At 58.0% G+C, this 25,706-nt stretch carries 23 protein-coding genes and 1 pseudogene; 7 read left to right on the plus strand and 17 right to left on the minus strand.

Annotation, left to right across the window (positions count from 1 at the left end):
* Positions 1 to 506 precede the first annotated feature (506 nt).
* The 5 genes from phnE (OR573_14740) to OR573_14760 form a co-directional block, all read right to left on the minus strand.
* Positions 507 to 1,322 (minus strand): phosphonate ABC transporter, permease protein PhnE, encoded by an 816-nt coding sequence (gene phnE, locus OR573_14740; GenBank protein XGA79720.1) that lies wholly within the window; start codon positions 1,320 to 1,322, stop codon positions 507 to 509.
* A 34-nt stretch (positions 1,323 to 1,356) separates the two neighbouring features.
* On the minus strand, positions 1,357 to 2,193 hold the full coding sequence (gene phnE, locus OR573_14745) for a phosphonate ABC transporter, permease protein PhnE (GenBank protein ID XGA79721.1): 837 nt from the start codon (positions 2,191 to 2,193) through the stop codon (positions 1,357 to 1,359).
* Entirely contained in the window at positions 2,190 to 3,032 is an 843-nt protein-coding gene (phnC, locus tag OR573_14750) for a phosphonate ABC transporter ATP-binding protein (protein XGA79722.1), read from the minus strand. The genes phnE (OR573_14745) and phnC overlap by 4 nt, the downstream gene beginning before the upstream one ends.
* Before the next feature lie 89 nt (positions 3,033 to 3,121).
* Positions 3,122 to 4,108: a phosphate/phosphite/phosphonate ABC transporter substrate-binding protein gene (gene phnD / locus OR573_14755; protein XGA79723.1), complete on the minus strand. Its 987-nt coding sequence runs from the start codon at positions 4,106 to 4,108 to the stop codon at positions 3,122 to 3,124.
* Between the two features lie 170 nt (positions 4,109 to 4,278).
* Positions 4,279 to 4,623 (minus strand): YbjQ family protein, encoded by a 345-nt coding sequence (locus OR573_14760; protein ID XGA79724.1) that lies wholly within the window; start codon positions 4,621 to 4,623, stop codon positions 4,279 to 4,281.
* Positions 4,624 to 5,023: 400 nt separating this feature from the next.
* Between OR573_14760 and OR573_14765 the strand changes: the two genes are divergently transcribed.
* Entirely contained in the window at positions 5,024 to 6,754 is a 1,731-nt protein-coding gene (locus OR573_14765) for a diguanylate cyclase (protein ID XGA79725.1), read from the plus strand.
* Here the strand turns inward: OR573_14765 and OR573_14770 are convergent.
* Genes OR573_14770 through OR573_14790 form a run of 5 tightly spaced genes read right to left on the minus strand, consistent with a single transcriptional unit; the run spans position 6,702 to position 11,074 of the window.
* The gene (locus OR573_14770) at positions 6,702 to 7,400 is read right to left on the minus strand and encodes a polysaccharide deacetylase family protein (protein XGA79726.1); all 699 of its coding nucleotides are present in this window, start codon (positions 7,398 to 7,400) and stop codon (positions 6,702 to 6,704) included. The two genes, OR573_14765 and OR573_14770, sit on opposite strands and share 53 nt — an antisense overlap.
* Positions 7,397 to 8,533 (minus strand): glycosyltransferase, encoded by a 1,137-nt coding sequence (locus OR573_14775; protein ID XGA79727.1) that lies wholly within the window; start codon positions 8,531 to 8,533, stop codon positions 7,397 to 7,399. Before OR573_14775 ends, OR573_14770 begins: the two co-directional genes overlap by 4 nt.
* Positions 8,530 to 9,708 (minus strand): sulfotransferase, encoded by a 1,179-nt coding sequence (locus OR573_14780; GenBank protein ID XGA79728.1) that lies wholly within the window; start codon positions 9,706 to 9,708, stop codon positions 8,530 to 8,532. The genes OR573_14775 and OR573_14780 overlap by 4 nt, the downstream gene beginning before the upstream one ends.
* Positions 9,705 to 10,148 carry a GtrA family protein gene (locus OR573_14785; GenBank protein XGA79729.1) on the minus strand — a complete coding sequence of 148 codons (444 nt, stop codon included), beginning with the start codon at positions 10,146 to 10,148 and terminating at the stop codon, positions 9,705 to 9,707. The genes OR573_14780 and OR573_14785 overlap by 4 nt, the downstream gene beginning before the upstream one ends.
* Positions 10,145 to 11,074 carry a homocysteine S-methyltransferase family protein gene (locus OR573_14790; GenBank protein XGA79730.1) on the minus strand — a complete coding sequence of 310 codons (930 nt, stop codon included), beginning with the start codon at positions 11,072 to 11,074 and terminating at the stop codon, positions 10,145 to 10,147. Before OR573_14790 ends, OR573_14785 begins: the two co-directional genes overlap by 4 nt.
* A 137-nt stretch (positions 11,075 to 11,211) precedes the next feature.
* Between OR573_14790 and OR573_14795 the strand changes: the two genes are divergently transcribed.
* Positions 11,212 to 12,819 (plus strand): gamma-glutamyltransferase family protein, encoded by a 1,608-nt coding sequence (locus OR573_14795; protein XGA79731.1) that lies wholly within the window; start codon positions 11,212 to 11,214, stop codon positions 12,817 to 12,819.
* Positions 12,820 to 12,834: 15 nt separating this feature from the next.
* Here the strand turns inward: OR573_14795 and OR573_14800 are convergent, their stop codons facing one another.
* Together OR573_14800 and OR573_14805 are read right to left on the minus strand one after the other, a co-directional pair.
* Positions 12,835 to 15,141, minus strand: coding sequence for an ATP-dependent DNA helicase (locus OR573_14800; GenBank protein XGA79732.1), 2,307 nt, complete (start codon positions 15,139 to 15,141; stop codon positions 12,835 to 12,837).
* Positions 15,138 to 16,883: a VRR-NUC domain-containing protein gene (locus OR573_14805; GenBank protein XGA79733.1), complete on the minus strand. Its 1,746-nt coding sequence runs from the start codon at positions 16,881 to 16,883 to the stop codon at positions 15,138 to 15,140. Before OR573_14805 ends, OR573_14800 begins: the two co-directional genes overlap by 4 nt.
* Positions 16,884 to 16,932: 49 nt before the next feature.
* Here OR573_14805 and OR573_14810 point away from each other — a divergent pair, with 49 nt between their 5' ends.
* The 4 genes from OR573_14810 to OR573_14825 all read left to right on the plus strand — a co-directional run bounded on the left by OR573_14810 (position 16,933) and on the right by OR573_14825 (position 20,860).
* Positions 16,933 to 17,676 carry a LamB/YcsF family protein gene (locus tag OR573_14810; protein XGA79734.1) on the plus strand — a complete coding sequence of 248 codons (744 nt, stop codon included), beginning with the start codon at positions 16,933 to 16,935 and terminating at the stop codon, positions 17,674 to 17,676.
* Positions 17,677 to 17,678: 2 nt separating this feature from the next.
* The gene (gene pxpB, locus OR573_14815) at positions 17,679 to 18,416 is read left to right on the plus strand and encodes a 5-oxoprolinase subunit PxpB (protein ID XGA81765.1); all 738 of its coding nucleotides are present in this window, start codon (positions 17,679 to 17,681) and stop codon (positions 18,414 to 18,416) included.
* A complete protein-coding gene (locus OR573_14820; GenBank protein ID XGA79735.1) occupies positions 18,416 to 19,369 on the plus strand; it encodes a biotin-dependent carboxyltransferase family protein in 954 nt (317 codons plus the stop codon). The genes pxpB and OR573_14820 overlap by 1 nt, the downstream gene beginning before the upstream one ends.
* A 534-nt stretch (positions 19,370 to 19,903) precedes the next feature.
* A complete protein-coding gene (locus OR573_14825) occupies positions 19,904 to 20,860 on the plus strand; it encodes a hypothetical protein (protein ID XGA79736.1) in 957 nt (318 codons plus the stop codon).
* 331 nt (positions 20,861 to 21,191) lie between these two features.
* Here the strand turns inward: OR573_14825 and OR573_14830 are convergent.
* Both OR573_14830 and OR573_14835 read right to left on the minus strand, forming a co-directional pair.
* A pseudogene (locus tag OR573_14830) lies at positions 21,192 to 21,392 on the minus strand (methyl-accepting chemotaxis protein).
* Positions 21,393 to 21,599: a hypothetical protein gene (locus OR573_14835; protein XGA79737.1), complete on the minus strand. Its 207-nt coding sequence runs from the start codon at positions 21,597 to 21,599 to the stop codon at positions 21,393 to 21,395.
* A 414-nt stretch (positions 21,600 to 22,013) separates the two neighbouring features.
* On the opposite strand from OR573_14835, the gene OR573_14840 reads away from it, so the two are divergent.
* Entirely contained in the window at positions 22,014 to 22,877 is an 864-nt protein-coding gene (locus OR573_14840; GenBank protein XGA79738.1) for an EAL domain-containing protein, read from the plus strand.
* On the opposite strand, the gene OR573_14845 is transcribed toward OR573_14840, so the two are convergent.
* From OR573_14845 to nhaD, 3 genes are all read right to left on the minus strand, one after another.
* Positions 22,874 to 23,323 (minus strand): thioesterase family protein, encoded by a 450-nt coding sequence (locus tag OR573_14845; protein ID XGA79739.1) that lies wholly within the window; start codon positions 23,321 to 23,323, stop codon positions 22,874 to 22,876. The two genes, OR573_14840 and OR573_14845, sit on opposite strands and share 4 nt — an antisense overlap.
* Positions 23,324 to 23,342: 19 nt before the next feature.
* On the minus strand, positions 23,343 to 23,804 hold the full coding sequence (aroQ, locus tag OR573_14850) for a type II 3-dehydroquinate dehydratase (protein XGA79740.1): 462 nt from the start codon (positions 23,802 to 23,804) through the stop codon (positions 23,343 to 23,345).
* 146 nt (positions 23,805 to 23,950) lie between these two features.
* On the minus strand, positions 23,951 to 25,441 hold the full coding sequence (gene nhaD, locus OR573_14855; GenBank protein ID XGA79741.1) for a sodium:proton antiporter NhaD: 1,491 nt from the start codon (positions 25,439 to 25,441) through the stop codon (positions 23,951 to 23,953).
* Positions 25,442 to 25,706: the final 265 nt, after the last annotated feature.

Here is a 25,706-nt window from a genome sequence, read left to right on the forward strand (position 1 = left end):
AACACCATGTTTTCATGTCGTCATTGGAAGATGCCTGATCATTCGCTTGGGCCTGAATGCACTTATAAACACACCACACAAAATACACAAGTATTAAATTAACAGTAATGAAGCTTGCCTGTACAGCGCAGCAAAATCACCACAGATGCGGAAAAGCCAGCACAGGCATAAACATTATTTTTTTAACTTCTTGCAGCAAATTTATAACCGAAACCGTTATTTTTAGTGGAATTCACTGGAAAACAGGGATTTTTTTTGAACAACTTACCTTAAAAATGTCTGAGGCATCATGTGCGGCAATTTATGTTAAACGGTATTTAAACTATTTTTCCTGCCTTCAGACAGACGAAATCTGAATTTCAAGACTATCTTCAGTCGCCTCCTTGGCATCAGTCAGGGTGCTCTGAAAGCCCAGCCTCTCAACTTTATTGGCATTTGAGGGGGATGACATCATGAGCTGTGTCGCTAGCTCATGATATGCATCAGGTTTAAATGAGGAAGTGCTGTTAGATGATGGCGTGGCGAACCTTGGCGGAGATCCATTCCGATACCAGGACGGTCGCAAAAATCATCACAAAGATGACGCTCACCTGATCCCAGGCCAGGCTGTTGATAGAGGCATTTAGCTGCAGGCCAATACCACCCGCTCCCACCAGGCCCAGCACCGTCGATTCACGAATGTTGATATCCCAGCGGTAAACGCTGATACCGGCAAAGGCGGGCAATACCTGGGGCAGCACACCATAGCTCATCACCTGCATGCGGCTGGCTCCGGTGGCGGCAATCGCTTCAACCGGCGTCGGGTGGATCTCTTCAATCGCCTCATAGAGCAGCTTGCCTACAAAACCAATCGAGCGCAGCGCTATAGCAATAATGCCCGCCAGCACACCCGGCCCCAGAATCGTCACCAGTAACATTGCCCAGATCAGGGAATTGATGGAGCGCGACGAAACAATAATTGTCAGTGCCAGACTGCGAATCAGAGGATGCGGTGAGGTGTTGCGGGCAGCGAGAAACGCCACGGGAAAGGCCATCATGATACCCAGCGCCGTACCCAGAGTGGCAATATTGAGGGTATCCCACATGGGCAGCCAGAGTTGATGGGCATAAGTCCATTCAGGCGGCAGCATACGGCTGATCAGGTCCGTGCCCTGGCGTCCCGCATCCTCAACAAATACCCACATAGTGTTATCGGAGATGACTTTCCAGCACAATAGAAACAGGCTGATTCCCGCCAGCCAGGCCAGGTAGCCAAGCCATTGTGCTTTGGTGGTTCGCAGGCGCCACTGCGGCTGCCCCTGGGGAGAAGTGGAAACAGGCATGGTGAGTTCCTTGACTTAAATGACTGAAGGCAGGCTACTGCGTCCAGCGCCGCACAAAGCTTGAGCTGTATTCAGACAGCAATACGATGGCAATAATGATCAGCAACACCGCCGCTGACGTGTCGTATTCGTAGCGGTTAATCGAAGTGTTCAGGGTCGCCCCTATGCCACCAGCGCCGACAATGCCGATGACTGCCGATTCGCGGAAGTTGATATCCAGGCGATACATGGAGAGCCCAATCAAACGCGGCATGACCTGAGGCTGCACGGCGTGGTTCAGGGTTTGCCACCAGCCAGCGCCTGTGGCCCGCACCGCTTCCACCTGGCGCTCGTCAAGGTCTTCAATATCTTCAGCCAACAGCTTGGCCATAAAGCCAATGGTGGCAAACGCCAGGGTGATCATCCCTGCAAAGGGGCCAAAGCCGAACATCACCACAAACAGGATGGCAATAATCACTTCCTGAAAAGTACGCGAGACGGCGATAATCCCACGACAGACCCAGTAGACCGGCAGTGGGGCAATATTACGTGCCGCCCCCAGCCCGACAGGCACGGCAAGCGCCACGCCAATCACGGTGGATGTCACCGTCATGGTCAGGCTTTCCAGCAGCCCTGCCCAGATATCGTCCCAGCGGCTGATAAAGTCGGGTCGGGTGAAGGCGGCCAAAAATTCCAGCCCGCGGCCTGCGCCTTCGGCAACCCTGGCCCAGTTAACCTCGACGCTGCTCAGCGCCAGAATCAGGTAAACCACCAGACCCACCCACAGGGCCAGGCGCAGGAAAGGAGACTGAATCAAGGGCAGCCGACGCCACCGCCCTGCCTGAGCCGCTTTCTGGCGCTGCTCACTGAGCGCTGCTTCGGTCAGCTTCACCGCGCACCTCCTGCGGCAACCCTTGCCATTGGCGTCGGCGGCGTTGGGGCAGACGATGTCTCTACCGCCGTCTCATTTTCCGGCTCGGGCGTTGTATCCCAGTCTTCCTCACCGTAGATGGTGGTCAGAATGTCGCTGGTCAGCTCACTGGGCGGGCCATCAAAGACAATCTCACCGGCACGCAGACCAACGATGCGGTCAGCAAACTGCTGGGCCAGCGCTACATCATGGATATTGATAATGGCGGCCAGCCCCCGTTCAGCGCATAGCTCACAAATCAGACGCATGATCTGGCGGGAGGTTTTCGGGTCCAGGCTGGCGGTCGGCTCATCCACTAACAGAAGCTTGGGGCTTTGCAACAGCGCCCGGGCGATACCTACCCGCTGGCGCTGACCACCGGAAAGCGCATCCGCGCGTTTATCCAGCGCATGGGGAAGGCCAACCCGCTCCAGCAAGCGAAACGCTTCCAATACGGCCGATTGCGGATAGCGGCGCAGAAAACTGCGCCAGAAGCCTACATAGCCCAACTGGCCGGAAAGCACGTTCTCCATTACGGTCAAGCGGTCGACCAAGGCATACTCCTGAAAGATCATGCCCATGGAACGCCGCGCATGGCGCAGTTTCTGGCCGGAAAGCCGGGTCAGCTCGGTGTCTTCCAGCGTCACACTGCCCTCAGTCGGCTCTACCAGCCGGTTAACGCAACGGATCAGGGTGCTTTTACCCGCGCCGGAAGGGCCAATCAGGGCCATCACCTGGCCTTTAGGCAAGGTCAGTTCGATATTGGTCAGGGCGCGGTCCCCGGTCGGGTAGCGCTTACCCAGGCCGCTTAACTTCAGCATGATCTCAATCCCGTTTTTAGTTTGCCTGATACAGCAACACGGCCAGAAGGCAAGCCTCCTGGCCGTTAACATTCATTTGAATCAGCGGTTTAGTCGCAGTCGTAAGTCACGCCGTTGGCATCGGCGATGGTACGAATCACGTTCCAGTGTTCCTGATAGGTAATCGGGATGAACTGGGCTTCACCGGAGTTGGCAAACTCAGCTTCCAGGGCCGAGCCTTCCCAGTCATAGCTGAAGAAGGCGTCCTGAATCTGCTCCTGAAGCTCAGGCGTCAGATTATGGGCCGTGCCGTAAGCGGTGGTCGGGAAGGTTTCGGAGGTAAAGATAGAAACGTAGTCATCTTCAGCAACCACGTCTCGCGCCAGCATGCGGTTGAGCACCGAGTTGGCTACGGCAGCGGCTTCATAGTCCTTGTTGACGACGCCCAGAATGGAGTTGTCGTGGGAGCCGGAAAACGCTGTTTCAAAGTCTTCGTCAGCTTCCATACCGTATTCAGAACGTAACAGCGCCGAAGGAGCACGGAAACCGGAGTTGGAAGTGGGTGACGTAAACGCCAGCTGGCTGCCCTGGATATCTTCAACGCTTTCAATACCGCTGCCCGGGTAGGTGATGATTTCCATCTCATACCCGAAGCTGCCATCTTCTGCTGCCATAATGGTGAACGGACGGAAGCCACCACAGTTGACTGCAACAGGCACACCGCCGGTGTTGAAACCCGCCACATGCAGTCGGCCTGCGCGCAAGGCTTCCTGCTGAGCAGCGTTAGACTGCACCGGGAAGAACTGCACCCGCTTGCCGGTTGCCTCAGCCAGGTGGTCCAGGAAATCAGCCCACACATCGGCGTAAACGGCCGGGTCTTCCACAGGGGTATAGGCAAAGATCAGCGTATCTGGGTCGACCCACTGGGATTCGTCGGTGGGAATATCTGCCACCAGATCGCCGTCATTATCGGCATAACGTGACGACATATCAGCGCTTGCCTGAAGGGCAGCAACGCTGAAAGCACCGGTAATGGCAACGCTGAGCAGCGAACGCAGGAAGAAGGGCTGCTTAAACGGGTGAGTATGAACGCGCATGGAACACCTATAGGGGATAGGGGTGAAAACATCATTTACAGTTCAATCCTTGCAGAACCGGATGACGTTTCCACGACAGCGCCATGACACTTGAATGACACCTGAGGCGGGCTGATGCTAGCTGAACGCAATCACTGCCAACCCACCTGATGGACAATAACAACAACGATTTAAATCTTTGACACCTTCACAGCCGTGCCTGTAGCAACCAGGAATAGCATTGATTTACCACCTCCTGAAATTTCGCTGTAGTCGAGATCAATCCCAATAACCGCATTGGCCCCCATCTGCGCGGCTTCTTCTTTCAACTCATCAAGGCAGGCAATACGTGCATCGCGCAGAGCGTTCTGGGATGACTTGTTGCGACCACCAAAGAAATCACGCACCCCTGCAAACATGTCCTTGAAGACATTCATACCAAATACGCATTCAGCGGAGACGATATCGATGTGCTCTGTCACACGATAACCTTCCAAGTGTGACGATGTGGTAAGCGTAACTTTCTGCGACGACATGGATACCTCACGTTTTAGCGGATCAAGAAGCAAAAAATAAACAAGGCAGGCCTTAATAATATAAACCCAGGCTTAAAAAGGAAAAAATACAGTAGCCATGATTAAAACATATAAAGCTAAAAAAGGACCTGACAAAGCAGAAACAAAATAATAGATTACTATTCTTTACTTTTAAATATATTAGCCATCATCAAACTTATCAAAAACTTTCCAGCTGGTTCAGAAAATAAATAAAAACAGCTATCCACCGCTTAAATTAGTCAAAAGCAGTATCCCTAAAAATGTGAAGATTAAAGATAATAAGCATTATTGCCAAAAGTTCAGTTTGTTAAAACTTCACATAAATCATCCCCTATGGCATGCTGCATTGCACTTGCCGATATTTCTCGCGGAGAAAACAATGAGCCTTGGGGCCCGACTTATCCTGATTGCGGTTGGTCTGGTGTTAGTAGCAGCCCTGGCTACCTGGCAAGTCTTTGACCGGATGATCAATGGCGTTATTGAACAATGGGGAACACAGGTCGCCGAAGTCCAGGTTCGCTACGATAGCGCCCGCCTGCTGCGGCCTCTGGAACGCGAAATAGCCCTGGCGCGGCAAATGGCTGACTCCCCGATTATCCAGGACCTGGCGCATACCCCGGATAATGACAGCCTTTTCCAGAATGCCCTGGCTGAAATGGAGCGCTTTCGCGGCAACTTTGGTGCCAATAACTACTTTATTGCCTACGCCCACAATGGCGCCTATTACTATAATAATGCCGATAATGAGTTTGCTGATCAGCGCTTGCGTTACTACCTGTCAGAAGACGACCCCGATGATGCCTGGTTCTACCGTTTGATCGAACAGGGTCGCGATATTCACCTCAACGTTAACCCTGATACCGAGCTGAACGTCACCAAACTCTGGATTGATGTGCTGATGCGTGACCGGGTAACCAATGACATCCTGGGTATCGTGGGTACCGGCATAGACCTTGAAACCATCTTGGCTGAAACCGTCGCGATTGATCAGCCCGGCATTACCACTATCTTTGTTGACCATGGCGGTGCCATCCAGCTGTATCGCGACCGTAACTTTATTGAATATGCCAGCCTGGTCAAACCGGAGGGGCAAAAAAACCACCTGACGCAGTTGATCAGCGGGAGTGAAAGCCGCCAGCACACCCTCAGCCTGCTGGAGACGGCCAAGACAACACCGGGCGATATTCACACTGCATTTGTGTCAGTGGAGAACAAACGCCACCTGATGGGCGTTGTCTGGCTGCCCAGTGTCGGTTGGTATGAAGTCACCCTGATGGATCTGGATGTGATCATGCCCTCCTCGCATTTCATGCCTTTACTGCTGACGGGCATCAGCATTCTTATGATCAGCATCGTGTTGCTGCATGTTGCCGTGCGGCGCTTTGTGTTGAAGCCGATCAGCCAGCTCGAAGCCGCCATGCAAGCCCTCAAGGGCGGCTACTATGATAGCCGTGAGCTGCCCAAGGGAAACGGCGAGATGGCTCGGCTGATCTGGCATTTCCACGACATGGCCAACACCATACAGACACACACCAACGAGTTGGAAAGCCGAGTTGAGGCACGTACGGCTGAACTCGACAAACTGGCCCGCTTTGACTTGTTGACAGACCTGCTGAATCGCCGTGGTACTGAAGAGGCCCTGAAACAGACCTGCCTTAGAGCCGAACGGGAAGAGCAGTCTCTTTGCCTGTTATGGCTCGACATTGACCGCTTCAAGCTGATCAACGATAACCACGGCCATGAAGCCGGTGATCTGGCTCTCCAGCAGGTCGCGGACTGCCTGCGCGAACAGCTACGCCCCTATGATGTAGCAGGGCGCTGGGGAGGCGACGAATTCCTGATCATGCTCTACCCCTCAACCCATCAGGATATGCAACAGATTGCTGAGCGGCTGCGTCATCGGATAGCGGATCAGGTAAGTCTCAATGGCGAGCCGATTACCGTCAGTATCGGCGGCTATTGCACTAACGAAGTCGAACCTCTCGCGGACATCCTCGCCTACGCCGACCGAGCGCTATACAAAGCAAAGTCAGAAGGGCGCAACCGGATCTGCACCGTCAAGGTGCCCCCTGGCCATCCATACGCCGGGACGTCCAACCACCGCGAATAAACCCCATCAGGTCATCGGCAAGCAGCAGCTCACCATCCTGAGGGTGGATGCCAATGCGCAATGGGCGCCCCTGATGACGGGCCTTTCGGGCCTGAACAGCATTCCAGGCGCGCAGAAAGGTGGCGCGCAAGCGGGTATCCGCTTCAAACCCCACCAATGGCAGAGGATCAAGCTGGCCGGAGCGAGTATCCAACAGGCCACGAGTGACCTCGATACGCCGATAGGGCAACATCGGCCAGCGTGTCTTGGGCAAGGCCCCCAGCGCCCAGGCGGGGGGCACATAGCTGCTCGGCTCTGGCAAGCCTTGCTGGTCAAACCAGGCAGCACTACGGCGCATCAAAGCCTCTATGCCTTCTGCGTCCAAGGCCAGGTGTTCGGCCACATCGCGAGAGATCAGGGCGGAATGCAGGCGATGCCAGAGGCCTTTTACATACGGCGCCTTATGGTGCCAGCCGTGGGCGGCAAGCTCGATGCCCTGGGCCGACCAGTCGGCCAGTTGGCGAATATCCTCCGCCTGCCAATCCCGCCCCGGCACCACCAGCAGGGTAATTTCATTATGGCCGTTATCCTGAAGCTGCCCAATCAGCCAGCGTACCCGTTCCAGGGTTTCAGGCATCACATCATGAATACTGATCAAGGCCTTCATGGCCGCCCTCCCCGTGCGTGGTCGGCAAGCACGTCCAACCATTGCGCCACGGTTTGCTGGTTCAGTGTGATAGCCGCCTGGCGGGCCTGCAGTGCCTTTTTCTGCCAGCGTTCAGCGGGCCACTCGGCCAGGGTATCGAGAACATCGGCAACGCTCTCCCCCTGGCGCAGCGGAATCAGTACATCCGCCAACTGCTGCCAGTCGTGAATACCGGCATTCTCGGAAACCAGCGCTGGCCGCCCGCGAGACAGGGCTTCCAGGGCGATCGAGCCAAACGTTTCCATATGCGAAGGCAGTACCAGAAGGCTCGACTGATCGATCAAGGCGCGCAGATCATCGCGGCTCAGCCAGCCTCGGTAGTCAAGGTTATCAAGCTCCCTGACGGCCTGCTCAACGACCTTGCGCAGCGGCCCGTCGCCGCCCATCACAAAATGTAATTCAGGATGGCATCGGGCAGCCTCAATAAAAGCATCAATATTCTTTTCCGCCGCCAGCCTTCCTGCATAGCAGACCTGGGCCAGGGTTACCGGTGGAGGCACCGCTGGCGCTTCCAGAAACCCCGGTTCAAGCGGCGTTCCCATGATGTCCACCTGGGTGGCGCCGAGTTTTTTTACCTGCTGCACCAGGTCACTGTTATTGACCAGTACGGTGCCACTGCGGCGGCTGATAAAGCGGTTAACCCCTTGCAGAAAGCCATTGATCACGCGCTTTTTGACAGGCCCCCAATACAGATCGGCCAGCCCCTCAAAATCGGTGTGATAGGCAGAAATAAAGCCGCAGCCGTGACGCCGCGCCATCCACAGCCCCAGCATGCCAAAAGGCCCGGGGGTGACGCTGACGATGATATTGGGGCGCAGCTCGGCCAACTGGCGGTTAACCCGCCACAGGTTGGGCACCACCAGCCGCTGGGTGGCATCCCCGGGTAGCGGGACAGAAAGAATATCCACCCGCCCACGGGGCTTGGGCTGAAGGGTTTCCACAACGGCCACCTGCTGGTGTAAATGAGCCAGCAAGTCATGGTAGTAGGCGCCCGTACCATTACGCTCGGCCAGTGAGTCCGAGAAAATTGCAACGCGTAGCTGTCCAGCCGCCAGCCGGGGCGCTTCGGGGGAATACTCGGCAGTCTCGTTCACGGCGTTATCCGGATTCGATGAGGAAGAGCTATCAGCTGATAGTAGAGAGGCAAGAGGCGTTGCTCAAGCGGTGATTGAGGTAACACCAGGGCATCGCCGCTATTGGCACGCGGGCGATGGGGTCGCTTCGGCAGCGCAAGCAGATGGGTTTCCAGCCTCTCGCTCACTTCAACCTCCAACGACTCCAGGGCTGCGGGAATCACCTCACCGGGGGCAGCGCCCAGGTCGGCCATATCCACCACGGCTGCCCGCCCGGTTGGCCAGCGGGTCAGCGTCTCGGTCATATAATCCAGGGTATCCGCGAACTGGTCGGCAAACAGCTGCTGAAACGCGACAGCGTTCACGGCGCTGCCAAACAGCACACGGGCGCTGTCAATGGAGCTGATCTGAGAGTTCAGGGCCGCCAGCGGCTCGCGCACGCAGATAATAAAGCGCCCGTCTGGGCACAACCCATAAAGCCCCTCAAGCCAGCTACCGAAGGCGGCATTCTTGGACAGCAGACGACGCTGGCCACCGTCCACATACATATGGCGCTGCAGGCAGCTGTAATAGAATGCCAGCAGCCGCTGACGCCGCTCTCGCGGCATCTGCCGATCCAGATGGCCAAGCTGCTGCAGGCCGACAGCAGCAGGAAACGCTAGCAGCATGATAAAGCAGCCGGCCACCGGCAGCAGCGCCAGGTAATCTTCCTCGGCGGCTTCCAGCCCCACTTCGTGAATATCATCCAGCCCACCCGCAAGGCGTCGCGTCAAGGCATTCACGCCGCGCTGCCCCAGCCCGCCCAGGCGCTGATCCAGCCAGGCCAGGGCATGGATGATTTTGCGCTGAACAATAGACGGCGCCAGCAGCGCCTCCCAGGTGGTCAAAGTGGTATAGCGCTCGTGGTCGACGGCCAGGGTGCGGTGCAGAAAAGTGGTGCCACTGCGCGGAATGCCGGTCACAAACAGCGGCTGCTTGATGACCACCTTCCGGTAGCCAGGAAACAGCAGCTCATCCAGCAGCAGGCAGGCCGCATGGATCAGCTGCACCAGCAAGAACAGCGGCATGCCCAACAGCAGGACGACGGCGCGTCTGAACGTCATGGGTGCCAGCGGGTCGCGCCAGCGCACCAGCGCGCCCAGCCACCAGCCCAGATAGCGGCCAAGCCCTTCGGCCAGAGTGCGTAGATGCTTCATGGTTCCTTGAATACCAGCTTGTGGGAAAAAACGTAATTAAAGCTCATGCCCACCAGGCCTCCCAGCCAGACCCCCAGCAGAGGCAGCCAGAAGGTTGCCTCTGGCATAACGCCCATGCGCCCACCCAGCGCCACCGTTAGCGCAAAAACGCCGTAGTTAAGCAGGCCACCCAGCGCAAAGACCGAATAGAACCGCCATAAATCCGCCAGCAGATGACGAAAGCGCCGCTGATGATGGAAGGTAAAATGGCGGTTCAGAAAATAACCGGCGGTCATGGCCATAAAGTACGAGAACACCCGTGCCAGATAGACATTGGCATCCAAACCTTCATGCAGCCCGTATAGCGCGCCGATATCGATCAGGGCGATGCTACAGGCCACCATGGCAAATCGCCCAAAGGTGGCCAGAGAACTGCTGGATGTTAGAAGACGCTTGATCATGCCTTGATTTTATCTGGCCTGCAGCAGGATACCAGCGGGTAACCTTCATCCTCCAGGCGCTGGGCCAGAGCAGCGATATGGGCAGGGCCGACTTCGCAGCAACCGCCCACCAGAGTAGCGCCCTGCTTAATCCAGCCCAGGGCAATCTCGGCGTAGGCAGCCGGGGCCAGATCCTTGCGCGAGGTCAGCTTGTCCACGGTGCCCCCCGGTTGCAGCGGTGCCACTGAGGTAAAGCCATTGGCGTAGCCGCCAAAGGGTACGCCCAGCCCGGACAACTCGCCCATGGCAGCCGTCACTGCTTCAGGTACCGAGCAGTTGACCAGCACCGCCTCGGCGCCTGCGGCAACCACCGCCTTGGCCGCAGCGGCCAGGGGCTCACCAGAACGCAGCCGGGTGCCATCGCCGTCATCCACGGAGAACGCCACCCACACCGGGAAGCGTCTTTCCACCGCTGCCTGGGTTGCGGCAAGCGCCTCGCGGGCCAGCGACATGGTTTCGCACAGGAAGACATCCACGCCCGCGGCCTGCTGCTCTACCAGGCGGCGGTAATCGCGCTGGCAGATCGCCTCATCCGGCACGCTATCAGGGTGATAACTGGCCACCAGCGGCGGCAGACAACCTGCTATGCGCACCTCTTTCTGGCCGCTTTCGTCCCGCGCCTGATGGGCAGCTTTTAGCGCCGCAGCGTGCAGCGTCTCAAACATTGCAGGGTCGCCATCACGGGCCAGACGCTGGGGCGTGGCGCTGTAGTTATTCAGCTTGATCACCCGAGCGCCCGCCGCGATGTAATCCCGGTGAGCAGCGACGACCAATTCAGGTTCATCCAGCATCACCTGGGCGGACCACAGCGGCGTTACCGGGCGCTGGCTGCGCTTTCTCAGTTCTTGGCCCATGCCACCATCAAGCAGTACGATATTTTCTTTCACTTGGCTATTCCCCTACCTGGAGGCCGTCGGGTTGCTATCTTCTTGCCCATCGCCGGTGTAACGTTTCAGGCCGATGGTAAGCGCCGAGGTTACAAGATTAACCTTACAATCGCGATGACTTTTCAGAAGGATTCAGCATGCAGCCTGACCCGCATTATTACCCCTGCTCCTCACGCCGCATGGTCACCTTTGGCCAGCACGGCATGGTGGCCACCTCGCAATCACTGGCGGCCCAGGTAGGCAGCGATATTCTCAGGCAGGGCGGCAATGCCGTGGATGCCGCGATTGCCACAGCCGCGGCGCTGACCGTGGTGGAACCCACCTCCAACGGGCTTGGCAGCGATGCCTTTGCCATTGTGTGGATGAAAGGTGAACTCTATGGCCTGAATGCCAGCGGCCCAGCGCCGCAAAGCATTTCCTGCGACGCCGTCACCGCGCTCGGGCATAGTGAGATGCCAGCCAACGGCTTGCTGCCAGTGACCGTACCCGGCGCTCCGGCGGCCTGGGCCGCGCTCTCCGGGCGCTTTGGCAAGCTCGACTTCGCGCAACTGCTTACTCCGGCCATTCAGCTGGCGGAACGCGGCTTTGCGGTCTCCCCCGTGGTCAGCCAGCTTTGGCAGCAGGCGGAACACCGCTACCGCCAGTGCGAGCAGCCCGAGTTTACTCCCTGGTTTGCTCATTTCGCACCTGCAGGCCATGCGCCGCAGCCGGGGGAAAGCTGGCGCTCTCCTGATATGGCAAGGAGCCTGCAGCGTATCGCTGATACCCGAAGCGAGGCCTTTTATCGCGGCGAACTGGCAGATGAAATGGACGTCTTCTCACGCCAGCACGGCGGTTTTTTGCGCAAACAGGATCTGGCGGACTTTACGCCGGAGTGGGTCACGCCCATCAGCGTGCGCTATCGCGGCCACGACATCTGGGAAATTCCGCCTAACGGCAGCGGCATGATTGCCCTGCAGGCGCTGGGCATGCTGGAAACCCTTGGCGACGAACCACGCAACCCGGCAGACGCCCTGCATCGGCGCATTGAGGCCACCAAGCTGGCCTATGTGGATGGCCTGCATTACATCACTGAGCCCGGTGAGATGGCCGCAAGCACTGAGCAGATGCTGTCTTCGGATTACCTGACCGCCCGCGCCCGCCTGATTAGCGAAAACGCCCTCCTCCCTGAGCATGGCAACCCCATCAAGGGCGGCACCGTCTATCTGGCCACGGCGGATGCGGAAGGCAATATGGTGTCGTTTATCCAGAGCAACTTTGACGGCTTCGGTTCCGGCATGGTGGTGCCGGGTACCGGTATCAGCCTGCAGAACCGTGGCTGGTCGTTTTCACTCAACCCGAACGATGCCAACGTGTTGGCACCAGGCAAGCGCCCTTACCATACAATTATTCCGGGCTTTATTACCCGCAACCATCAAGCGGTAGGGCCCTTTGGCGTCATGGGCGGTTTCATGCAGCCCCAGGGGCATGTGCAGGTCGTCATCGCCCTGCTGGAAGAGTTACTTAACCCCCAAGCGGCACTGGATAAGCCGCGCTGGAAATGGACTCATGGCAAGACGGTGGAGGTCGAACCCGATTTCCCCGACCACCTGGCCCAGGCGCTGGCCCGGCGCGGCCACACTATTGTCAGAGCCAACGATGGCCTGACCTTCGGGCGCGGCCAGATTATTCTACGCTCCGCTGAGACAGGCGGGCTGCAGGGCGGCACTGAACCCCGCGCTGACGGCGCGGTATTGCCTGTGTAGCGCTCATTGAGCAGGCTAGGCCTTCCACCAACCGGGCAATAACGCCTGCAGCTTTGGCGCAGTAAAGCGGTCATCCAGCAGTTCGATCAGGCCGTTATCGTCCGGGCTGCGGATGACCCGCCCGGCTGCCTGCACCACTTTCTGCAAGCCGGGGTAAAGATAGGTATCGTCATCGCCCTGCCCAAAACGGGCCTGAAGCCGAGCCGCCTGGGCCTGCTGGAAGTGGCCAAAGGGCGGCAGGCCCAGGGTGGCAATATAGACGCCGACCAGAGCATCACCTGGCAGGTCGATGCCCTCGGCAAAGACCCCGCCCAGCACGGCCAGCCCGACCACCCCGCGCTGGCGGCGGAAAACCTCGATAAAGGCCTCACGCTCCGCTTCACGCATACCGGCCTGCTGAGCATGCAGCGGCAGCGAAGGGTCAACGGCGGCCAGGTGGTGCTGCAGACGCTGCAGATAGGCAAAGCTGCTGAGGTAGATCAGATAGTTCCCCGGTTGCGCCGCATACTGGCGGCTGACCCGCTGGGCAATTGGCGCCAGCGAGCGCTCCCGGTCTCGATAGCGGGTGCTGATCCGCGGATAGCGTACTTCGACCTGGGCCGCACGGAACGGGCTGGCAATCGTCTGCGCCACCGTGCGGGGTGGCAGGCTCAGCAAGTCGCGGTAAAAGCGCGTCGGCGTCAGGGTAGCTGAAAACAGTACGCAGGCATGGGCGGCCTTGAAGCGCTCGGCAATCAGATCCCCCGGCACCACATTGTCAATCGCCAGGGTAGCCAACCGCCCTGGCCGAGCACGGCCACCCTGGCGGTTCTGACGGCTGACCAGCGTTACCGAGCAAAGCGAATGCTCGCCAAAGTCATCCATCAGGCGCATAAAACCTAAGGCATCAAACAGCAGCGTCTGCAGCTCGGGCACCACCGCATGCTCGGTCATATAGGCGGTCAGGTCATTCACCAGACGCTGCAAGGCGCGATTCAGCTCGCTGGGCACCTCCTCCAGATAACGGGTCAGCGGTTCATCACTGGCCTGCTCGCTATCGTAGGTCTTGATCAGGCGCCGCCAGGCCCGCTGAAGCGCCTCAAAGGTAGATGCCAGGCTTTTCGGGGCGGCGCGTTTGGCACTACTGACATCCGCTTGGCGCAAACGGGCGGAATACATACCGCGGGCGCGCTCGACCAGATTGTGCGCTTCATCCACCAGCGGCATCACCCGCCAGCGGTTCTGGCGGGTCAGCCCGTAGAGCAGCGCCTGACGGTCGAAGTAATGGTTCACATCGCCGACCACCACATCGCTCCAGCGGGCCATTTCCTGGCCAAGGTAATACGGGCAGATGGCATGCTCGGCCGCCAGCTGCTGAAGGCGCTGCCGGGTGAGCCAGCGTGCCTTGGCGGCCGCTTCCCTGGCCGCAGGCAGGCGGTCGAAGAAGCCGCTGGCCAGCGGGCAGCTATCGCCATGGCAGGCGCGATCAGGGTATTCGCAAGCCTTTTCCTTGGCAGTCAGCTCAACGATTCTGAGCGGCAGCGGCGAGGCAGAGGCCGTGGATGAGATTGAGGTATCGACCAGTTGCTGCAGGCTGGCAAGCACGGGTTCGCGCCCGGTAGTGCGGGCGGTGAGTACAAACAGGCGATCAAGCTGCTGCGCTGGCATGGCCATCAAGGCAGGAAACAGCACGCCCAGGGTTTTACCCAGGCCGGTGGGTGCTTCCAACAGCAGGGTGCGCTGGGTGCTGGCGGCTTTGTAAACCGTCTCGCTCAAGCTGCGCTGGTGGGGGCGAAAATCGGCAAACGGAAAGCGCAGCTGCTGGAGCGCCTGATCCCGCTCGCCGCGGTGTTGCTGCTCCTGACGGTGCCAGGCCTTGAACCGGCGGCACAGGGCTTCCAGCTCGGCCATCAGCTCTGCCCGCGTCATGCACGCCTGCTCAACGGTTTCCTGGTGGCTGCTGATATCCACATACACCAGACGCAGCTCTACCTCGTCCAGGCCATCGCGCTGGCAAAGCAGGGCACCGTAGACCTTAAGCTGTGCCCAGTGCAGGCGATGCTGGCCCGCGCCGATGCGCGACAGGTCACCTCGGTGGGTCTTGATTTCTTCCAGGTAAACCGGCGTGGCATCTGCGTGGTAGCCATCCGCGCGACCGCGTAACTGAACGCCCAAGCACGCCCCTTCCAGCAGGTACTCCGCCTGATACCCGGCCGGGCGTTGCGATTGCGCCCACTGATGCCCGGCAATCCCCTCTTCCGCGCTGGGCGAAGGCGTATAGCGATACTCCAGGCTGCCGGTGCGGGCGGCAAACTCACACAGCGACCTGACCGCTACTTTCATAACGGGCCATCAGACGTCTGGGCGGTTTCGGTCTGCCAGCGCACATGGCAGACGCTGACGTTAACCCCCTGGGCCTGCAGGGCGTTCAGCCACAGCCGCTGGTGATCCTGCAGGCGGTCTCCCGGCCCTTTGACTTCAATCAGCTGATACGTCTTCGCCTGCTGATTCAGGGCAATCAGATCCGGCAGCCCACGGCTGTGATGGCGCAGGTCCAACAATAGGTGTTCAAAGATAAAGCGCCAATCCGCCGCGGGAATACACGCCAGGGCCGCCTCCACGCGCTCGGGCGTCAGCGTTGGCCAATACACTAAAGAGCAGCGAATGCCCTGCTTGCTGGCCAGCCGCTCTTGGATGATCTGGCGATAGCGACCGTCATCAAGCGCCTTGAAGGCCTGATCCACCAACCCCTGGCGCGCCTCGACAAACCCCGGCCGGAACAGGTCTGCAGGGCCCGCCTGGAAGGGGTGAAAAAAGGCGCCGCGCACCGGGGCAAACAGCACCGGCCAGAACAGCAACGCAAAGATACCGGTAAACAGGCTGTTTTCAACGTGATAAAGCTGCCAGTCTGTATCGCTGAGCGCTTCAATCACCACCTGTTCAACGCGCCCCACTGCAGGCGGCAGGCTAAGCTGTTGCAGCGGTAACGCCTCAATAGTTGGCTTTTCAACGACCAGCCCCGCCTTGTGTGCACTGCGTTGCAGAATGCGCTGGAGTTGAACGCGGGTTTCCGGCTGGGGAATCTGCGCCAGCGCCTCCACAGCCTCAGCGTATACCTGCTCAGGCGGCGCCGATTTTTCCTTCAGGCGCAGAGCGCGAACCCGGGCATCCCGGTGCTGGCTATGGGCATAAAGGGCCAGGGCAAGGTCACGCTCGCCCCGGCGTTCTGCTTCACGGCCAAGGCGAAACAGCACCCGTTGGCGGCGATAGTCCAGCCATTCGGTGCCCACGGCGTCAGGCAGCTGCTGGCTAAGCACCGCCAGCGCTTCGCCCTGGGCGGCGCGCGCTTCCAAATCCGCCAGGTGCAGATACAGGTCTACTTCATCACGCTGATGAAAAGGCCGTGATGCTGAGGTAAGGGGGACGTCTTCAAAGCGCTGCTGCTGCAGTTCGGTGACCACAAACTCTGACCACCGCTGGCGCAAGTTGCCAAAAAACATCAGCCGCAGGCGATCAAACAGAGCCGCCCGGCATAGCTTCACCACCTGTACCGGCGCTTGCAGCCACCAGTCGGTTAACGGCTGAGCGTTACCCTCATCAGCCTCCAGCAGTTTCTCCACCAGCTGCGCCTTGCTGTGCGAGGCCAGCCAGCGTTCATCCGGCCTGAGGTGGCGCGCCAGCGCCAGGCACTCCGGGCGTTTCAGCAGCGGGCAAAGCTGTTCCAGCGTCAATAAGGGGGCCACACTGACCCAGCCCGTGGCAGACAGCATCACCAGCGCCTGATCAAGGTCCGGCACCTCCGCATACGTCAGGGCATCACAACGAAACAGCTCGCCTTTACGCATCACCATGCGCATCAACAGCGCCTGGGCAGGCTCAGGCAGCTGCAACAGCTCACCCAGCGCATCCGCTTCCTGCTTAGTCAATAAATCCGCATAGTGGTTGAGGCAAAGGGAGATCATCTGCTCGGCATTACGCAGATAATACAGCGGGTCATCCAGTGAGGCGGCCTTGATATCAGCGGTGGTCATAATGGATTGAATGGTAGACTGGTTCCCTATGTGCATGATGGAAGAAGCGAGCATTAACCACAGCCAATAATGCCATCATAAACGTTCACCTTGCGAGGACACCATGCGAACCTTACAACTCAACGCCGATATGGGTGAAAGCTTTGGGCCCTGGGTGATGGGCCTGGATCATGAGGTGATGCCGTATATTGACCTGGCCAATATTGCCTGCGGCTTCCATGCCTCCGACCCGGATGTGATGCGCAGCACGGTGCGCATGGCCGTTGAGCATGGCGTGAAAGTGGGCGCTCACCCCGCCTACCCGGATCTGGTCGGTTTCGGGCGGCGCAGCCTGGCCTGTTCAGCGGCGGAAATCGAGAATCTGGTGCTGTATCAGATCGGCGCGCTGGCGGCGATCTGCCGGGCGGAAGGCACCGAGCTTAGCTACGTCAAACCCCACGGCGCCCTGTACAACGACAAGGCACGCAGTGAAGAGATCTTTACCGCCGTGGCCAAGGCAGTGGTCGCCTTTGATCCTCAGCTGCCATTAATGACGCTGGCCATCCGCGACACCTCCCGCCTTAGACAGCTGGCCGAGGCGCAGGGCATTACCCTGCTGCTGGAAGCCTTTGCCGACCGTGGCTACGATGCGGATGGGCATCTGCTGTCGCGCCGCCTGCCGGGGGCCGTTCATCACGACCCGGATACCATCATTGAGCAGGCGCGGCGGATTGCTCAGAGAGAGGCGCTGACCGCCAGCGATGGCAGCGCCCTGATACTCGAAGCGGATGCGCTGTGTGTGCACGGTGATAACGCCGAATCGGTGGCCTCGGTGCGCCGGATTCGCGAGATGCTGGAGACGCTATGATCATGGCTCAGCCCTTGCCCCGATTGGAGCGCGCTGGTCTGGATGGCTGGATGGTGCGCCTGTTTGAGCACATCGACGATAGCAATCTGCCCTGGCTGACTGCCCTGGCCCATGACTGTGAAGTCGCCTTTGGCTCAGCGCTGGTTGATCTGGTGCCCTCCTACACCACCCTGCTGGTGGTGTTTGACCCAGCCCAGCTGGCCCCAAAGGCCGCGCGCCAGACGCTGACTCAACTGCTCGCTAACTTAAGCCCCCAGGAAAACGCTGTTGAAGGCAAGCTTCATGATATTCCCACCTGGTATGACGAAAGCGTAGGGCCGGATGTTGAACGGGTGGCAGAGCTCTCCGGGCTTTCGACTGAACAAGTGATCGAACGCCATGTCCAGCAGGAGTACCGCGTGTTCGCGCTGGGTTTTGCGCCAGGGTTTGCCTTTATGGGGCTGCTTGACCCCACGCTTCATTGCCCGCGCCTGGACACGCCGCGCCAGCGGGTACCGGCAGGCAGCGTGGCAATTGCTGGCCAGCAGACGGCAGCCTACCCTAGCGTCACTCCCGGCGGCTGGAACCTGATTGGGCGCACCGCCATCAGGCTGTTTGACCGCCAGCGCGAGGGCTTCAGCCTGCTCAGGGTGGGCGACCGGGTGCGTTTTGTCAGTATCGATCGCGCCCGCTTTGAAGCTGACGGCGGCGACACCACGCCGCTCAAGGCAGCACCCAGACAAAAGGAGGCACGCCGCTGATGAGTACGCCGATTGAAAAAGGCCTGGATGGCCTGCGCGTGACCCGTGCCGGGCCGCTGGCGCTGTTGCAGGATGCTGGGCGTTTTGGCGTTCGCCATCTCGGCGTGACCCAGGGCGGCCCCGTCGACCTGCATGCCTGGGCCTGGGCCAACCACCTGGCCGCTAACCCCTGGGGCACCACGGCGCTGGAAGTGACCTTTGGCGGGCTGGAGCTGGTAGCAGAACGGGCAATGACCCTGGCCATCACCGGCGCCGACCTGGGCGCCCAGCATAACCGGCAGCAGGCCCCCTATTGGCAAGCGTTCCAGGTCAAACCAGGCGACACCCTGAGCTTTGCCACCCCGGTAAACGGGTTGCGCAGCTATCTGGCCGTGGCGGGCGGCTTACATGGTGAAGCGGTAATGGGCAGCACAGCCTGCGTGGTGCGCGAACAGCTGGGAGGAATCGACGGCCTGGGCCACCCCTTACGTGAGGGTGACCGCCTGATGGTGCAGAAAGCCACCCGCCAGACCCGTGATACACCGGTTACTGCGCCGCCAAGCCTCCCTGACTACAGCGCCGACGCCACCCTCGATTGTCTGCCAGGCGCCCAGATCGACGCATTCAGCGGCAAAAGCGTCTTCGATGCGTTCAATAGCCAGTGGCAGGTGGACCAACGCACCGACCGTATGGGCGTCCGCCTCACCGGGCCAAAGCTGCGCTGCAACATCGACTCCATGATCTCGGAAGGCATTTCGCTGGGTGCCATTCAGGTACCGCCGGATGGCCAGCCGATTGCGCTGCTTAACGACAGACAGACAATTGGCGGCTACCCCAGGCTGGGTAACCTGACACCCCTTGCCGCCTCGCGCCTGGCTCAGTGCCAGCCGGGGCAGAAGGTGAAGCTTCAGGCGGTGTCTGTTGAGGTTGCGCAGCGCAGGCATCAGGCGTTTTTGGCGGGGTTTAGGGGCTAAGGTGGTGGGTTTGTTGTTAAGAGATCTACTGACCTGCTACTTGAAAACTCAATGGCTCTTATACCTTTGAGTTTTTGAGGTTTGGCTGGTATCGGCCATGAGCTGTCTTTTAGGCACCACTGATGTAGCGATTTAACATTTGTAGCAGGGGCGCGACGTCAGGAGCGTCCCCTGCCTACACTTGTTAGTGGTTGTATAACGTGAAGTCGTGGTCGAACCACAGAACAAAGAAGACGTCTCTTTGCCGGTACGGTTCGCGTGAGCCACTAACGCTGAAATAAGCGGCGGCACGTCAGGGACGACCGGTGGACGGCCGCCAGGCCGGAATGATGGTGTTGAGGTGATCCCCGCCCGGCAAGCTCGCCCGCCTGCGGCGAGTGGGTGGCTTGCTTTGCGAAGCCGGAACTGTCATTCCCGAGTGGGGTAATCGGGAATCCACCTTGATCTTTGCTCGATGATGCACGGTTGATGGTGAACCGCCACGTCAGTTAAGCACGTTGTGCTAAAGTAATGGCATCACGACAAGGAGTCATCATGAGCGATCAGGACGATAGCCGCCGCGCCGACCACGATAGCCCGTGGAAGATGGCGTTGGAGTCATACTTTCAAGAGTTTCTGGCACTGCTGTTCCCAGCCATCAATGAGCAGGTGGACTGGTCAAAAGGTTACAGCTTTCTCGATATAGAACTTCAGCAGATTACGCCGGATGCAGACAGTGGAAGACGCTACGCTGATAAACTGATCAAGGTGTACGCTAAAGATGGCAGCGAGACCTGGGTGCTGATTCACGTCGAGATCCAGGGTGAGCCTGAAGAGGCGTTTGCTGAGCGAATGTATACCTATCAGTATCGGTTGCGAGACCGCTACAGCATTGACGTTGTCAGCCTGGCGGTATTGGCGGATACCCGTCAGAACTTTCGTCCGACGACGTTTCATTATACGCGCTGGGGATGCGAGCTGACGTTTACTTTTCCCACGGCTAAACTGATCGACTGGGAAATGCATTGGGCGGATCTTGAAGCCAGCAATAACGTCTTCGCATTGGTAGTGATGGCTCAGATTCAAGCCAAGCGGGTGAAAGGCGGCGCGACGCGCAAGAATGTCAAGGTTGCCCTGGTTCGGCTGCTGTATGAACGAGGCTACAGCCGAGAACAGATCATGCGGTTGTTCAATATCATCGACTGGATGCTGCAGCTGCCCAGAGCACTGGAACCCGAATTTGTCCAGGCGGTCTACGCCATACAGGAGGAAAAGCAAATGCCTTATGTGAACACAATTGAGCGCTTAGGTATCGAGAAAGGCGAAAAGTTGGGGATCGAGAAAGGCCGACAAGAAGAACGCCAAGCAGCCGAACAGCGCGCCCTGGAAAGCAAGCGCAATGCTGCCCGTAAGTTAATTGCCTTTACTGAGATGAGCGATCAGCTCATTGCGGAGATTGAAGAGCTGCCGGTTGAAGAAGTCGAAAAGCTACGCACCGAAACGCGGCATTGAAACTTTTTACGTCGCTACGAAAGGTCATTAGCCACGAACGCTCACGGACGGCACGGACAAACTCCTTTCGTTTTTTATGAGCAGTTTGGTTTTGACCTTGTCCGTGTTTTCAGTGAGGGTCTGTGGCCATTTTTTTACTCACCACGCCGCCGCACGGCCACCACACCTGCCAATTCGGTTACCCCCGAAACTGTCATTCCCGAGTGGGGTAATCGGGAATCCACCTTGAATTTTGCTGCTGCCGCCCGAAAACCAAGGTCAACGTGGATTCCCGCTAAAGCCATGCGGAAATGACGGATGTGGGTTCGCAAGTATGACGTTTGCGGGCTTGCTAACTGGCTTTGCTTTGCGCCAGAGAGGAAAGCGCTTCGCCAATGGAATGCAGCATTTCCTGGGTGTGGCCAACGTCCTGCCGGATCTCTTTGGCGGAGGAGGACGAACGCTCGGCTAGTTTGCGCACTTCTGCCGCGACGACCGCAAAGCTTCTGCCTGCTTCACCTGTTCTACCAGGCTCTGCTGCGGCTGATTACGCTCAGGAACGGCAAGACGTGGCAGCAGGGTAATGCACAGGGCCTGCTCGCCGCTTGGTAGCTTTACCGCCGCACTCCTCATTAAGAGTGCCCCAGGCATCTACTGCTTCACAGTGATGCCCATCCGAGTGATGGCTTTCCTGCATCAGCTCCGTAATGGCATTGGCATCAAGGGTCGGCACAAGGGTACCCAGCCCACAGCCATTCATTGGCGTGTCCGGTGTTCCCAGTCGCGTATAAAAGCCTGGTTGCGGTAAGGCAGTAGGGATGTTCCGGTGATGCGAGCAAGTAGGACTTTCATGTAGCAACCTCCCTGTTAAGTCTGTATAGATAAAGATGTTATAAGTTCCAGTTAGAATGAATATACTTGTACAATTCTTTAATGTATTTTTTTGTTAAATAAAAAGGAGTTGGGGTAAATTGAAAAATTATCTGTATATAGTCAGTATTTTACTGAGGTTTTGCTGTAAAGAAAAAAAATGAATAACTGATAAACCCTTGCGGCTTCTTAAAACATTGCCTACTGTAAATTTGTTGCATAGCTTTTTTGAGGCGTTTTTTGAACAGCTTTTTGCATAGCCCGATCAAGACAAGTAGCCGGTGAGCAACAAGGAGGCAGGACGATGGATAGCAAGAGATGCGGATGTGCCAGGGTGGAGGAGCAATGCCGTCGCTGTGAAGGCAAGCTGCCGTTTGATATCACCATGGCGTTTCAGCCAATTGTGGATGTAAAGGCGGGTAAGATACACGCCCACGAAGCTCTGGTTCGCGGCACCAGCGGTGAGTCCGCTGGGCAGGTGTTGGCCCAGGTAACAGACAAACTGCTCTACCGCTTTGATCAGGCCTGCCGGGTCAAGGCCATTGAACTGGCCAGCCAGTTGGGTATGTGCCAGCCGCTATCGATCAATTTCCTGCCCAATGCTGTCTATGAGCCAGAAGCCTGCATCCAGGCTACGCTGGAAGTCTCCCAGCGTGTGGGTTGGCCAATTAGCAAGCTGATTTTTGAAATCACCGAAACCGAAAAGGTACGCGACCAACAGCATCTGCAGTGCATTGTGGATGTCTATCGTCGGATGGGCTTTAAGGTAGCGTTGGATGATTTTGGCAACGGGTTTGCCAATCTGGATCTATTGACCTCGCTGACCCCGGACAAGCTGAAGATTGACCGTGCCCTGGTGATGGGCTGTGACAGCGACAAACGCCGCCAGGCGATTCTCCGCTCTCTGGTACACCTGCGGCGCGAACTGGGCTTCAAGCTGATTGCCGAAGGCGTGGAGACTTCGGCAGAAGCCCGTTGGCTATTGGCCGCTGGCATTGACCTGCAGCAGGGCTTTTTCTTTGCTCGCCCTGCCTTTGAGCAGGTAATTGAAAATGTCGATGATGCCCTTGAAATCGTCCACCGGGCACCCGCCGCCCCCAAAACTCGGGCGCCGAGCCGTTTTGCCAGTGCTTTGAGGTGCAGCCGAGCAATGCATCAGACAGGTTAACGGCGAATGCCAATGGTTCTGCCTGCCATGGCCGGGCGCTCTGCCGAGCGTGGCAGTGCATCAATGGCTGTTTGAATAGCCGAGGGAAAGGGCGCTGGGCGTACTGTTGTGCTATCCATACCCATCAGCATCTGCTCGCTGGTGGCCAATCTTTCCCCTTGGCTGTCATGCAGCTCAAAAAATACATGCAGGCGCTTGGTATCGCTATCCAGCAGTGCCAGCGAGACCGCCAAGGGCTCGCCTTGATGGGTTTCACGCTGGTAACACAGGTGGGTTTCCAAGGTATAAATGGTATAGCCATAGTCGGCCCGCCCGCTTTCATCCAGGCCGATATGATCCATCAGTGCCTCCACCGCCAATGAAAATACCCGGGCATACTCGGCGTCGTTCATATGGCCGTTATAGTCGACCCACTCAGCGGCGACCTGAGTGTTAAAGATAATCATTGTGTGGCTCCCCTGGTTGTTATTGCTCGGCTGCGCGCAGAATGGCATCCAGCGCAGCCTGGTAGCCCTGGGTGCCCAGCCCGGCAATCACGCCGTTGGCGCGCAGCGACACATAGGAATGCTGCCGAAAAGCCTCGCGCTGGTGAACATTGGAAATATGCACCTCAATCACCTTGCCCTCAAAAGCGTTGAGGGCATCCAGAATGGCAACCGACGTATGGGTATAGGCCGCCGGGTTGATGATGATGGCATGAGTGCCATCAGTGCGCGCGGCCTGGATCGCATCAATCAGCACGCCTTCATGGTTGCTTTGCAGGCAGTCCAGCTCCCAGCCGGCCAGCACGGCTTTCTCACGCAGGGCATTGTTGACGTCATCCAGAGTTTCATGGCCATAGATGTCGGGTTCCCGGCTGCCCAGCAGGTTGAGGTTAGGGCCGTGAAGAACCAGGATTTTATGCGGGGTGTTGGGATAAGTGGGCATGGCGACTCCTGAACGGAAAATAGATCAAGCATCATTCTAACCACACAGAGGCTGACGCGGCATGGATGCCGGGTAAAAAGCGCGCTAAAAAAACGCCCCTGACAGACATACGTCAGGGGCGCCAGCGTCAGTCACTTGTCAGACGGTTAGCCAAACAGCGCGAAGCTTCCAGAGTTCAGATACATATGAACGATAATACCGGCGATATAACCCAGCATGATTACCGGGGTCCAGCGCAGGTGGCCCATAAAGGTATAAGCGCCGCGGGCCTGACCCATGACCGCCACACCCGCCGCTGAACCAATCGACAGCAGGCTACCGCCGGTACCGGCCGTCAGGGTGATCAACAACCACTGCCCATGGGACATATCCGGCTCCATGGTCAGCACCGCAAACATCACCGGGATGTTATCGATCAACGCCGAGATCACGCCCAGGGTGATGTTGGCACCGGTGGCGTTCCAACCCAGGTACAGGCTCTCGGAAAGCATCGCCAGATAGCCCATGAACCCAAGACCACCCACGCACATGACGACCCCATAGAAGAACAGCAGAGTATCCCACTCGGCCCGCGCCACGCGGTTGAAGACATCAAAGGGCACCACGCTACCCAGGTTTTGCAGCTTCTTGTGATCACCCCGGCGGCTATAGCGTTCACGCTTGCGCTCCAGCGAGCGCGGCAAGCTGCGGCGGAGGTAGTAGCCGAAGAACTGCAGGTAGCCAAGGCCCGTCATCATGCCCAGCACCGGCGGCAGATGGAGGACGATATGGCACAGAACGGCGGTGGTAATGGTCAGCAGAAACAGGAAGATAATCCGACGGGCACCGCGTTTCAGGTAGACATCTTCGTAAACGCTTTCCGGCTTGGCATCCTTGATAAAGAAACTCATCACGATGGCGGGCACCAGGAAGTTGACCAGCGACGGGAAGAACAGGATAAAGAACTCCTGGAACTCGACCATGCCCGCCTGCCAGACCATCAGGGTGGTGATATCGCCGAAGGGGCTGAAGGCGCCGCCCGCGTTGGCCGCCACCACGATATTCACACAGGCCAGATTGATAAAGCGCTTGTCACCCTCGGCGACTTTGGTCACCACGGCACACATCAAAAGAGCCGTCGTCAGGTTATCGGCAATCGGCGAGAGCACAAAAGCCAGGCCACCGGTCAGCCAGAACAGCTTGCGATAGTTAAAGCCTTTACGCAGCATCCAGGAGCGCAGCGCATCAAACACCTTGCGCTCGTCCATGGCGTTGATATAGGTCATCGCCACCAGCAGGAACAGCATCAGCTCGGTGAACTCCAGAAGCGTCACGCGAAACGCGTGTTCGGAATCTGCCGACATGCCGTTCTGGACATACACCCAGCCGATGAGGCCCCAGATAATACCGGCGGCTACCAACACAGGCTTGGACTTGCGCATGTGGATCTTTTCTTCGGCGATGACCAGCATGTACGCCAACACAAAGACCGCAATGGCAAAAAAGCCCACGCCTGTACTGGTCAGGTCAAGCTCGCCGGTAGCCGCCAGCAGCGCAGGGCTGAACAGCATAAGCGCCGAAAACGCGCAGATGGCTAACAAAAAAAGCCAGCGGCGATGGCATCGCGGCTGGCTGGGAGGTTCGTTCAAGGGTGTCATAGTGAGTTTATCCTTACCGTCTTTCGTCCAAAGGCGTGAAAGAGAGTGGTTGATATAAGGGGTGGCAAAAAACCGCATTAGTCTAGCAGCCCGTATTGCAATGCAATAAGGAATAAAAACGAATGAATCTCGAAGATAAGCCAATAACCGTGTCTTTTTTTTGTAAGGTAGCCCTTTGGGGAATGGTATCTTCGTAAGAAGTGGTTTTCGCAGGATAATGAACTGATGTTGACATTCGACTTTATGTGCAGGTTTTTACACTATG

It is taken from the genome of Halomonas sp. CH40, from assembly GCA_041875495.1.
Lineage (GTDB): Bacteria > Pseudomonadota > Gammaproteobacteria > Pseudomonadales > Halomonadaceae > Vreelandella.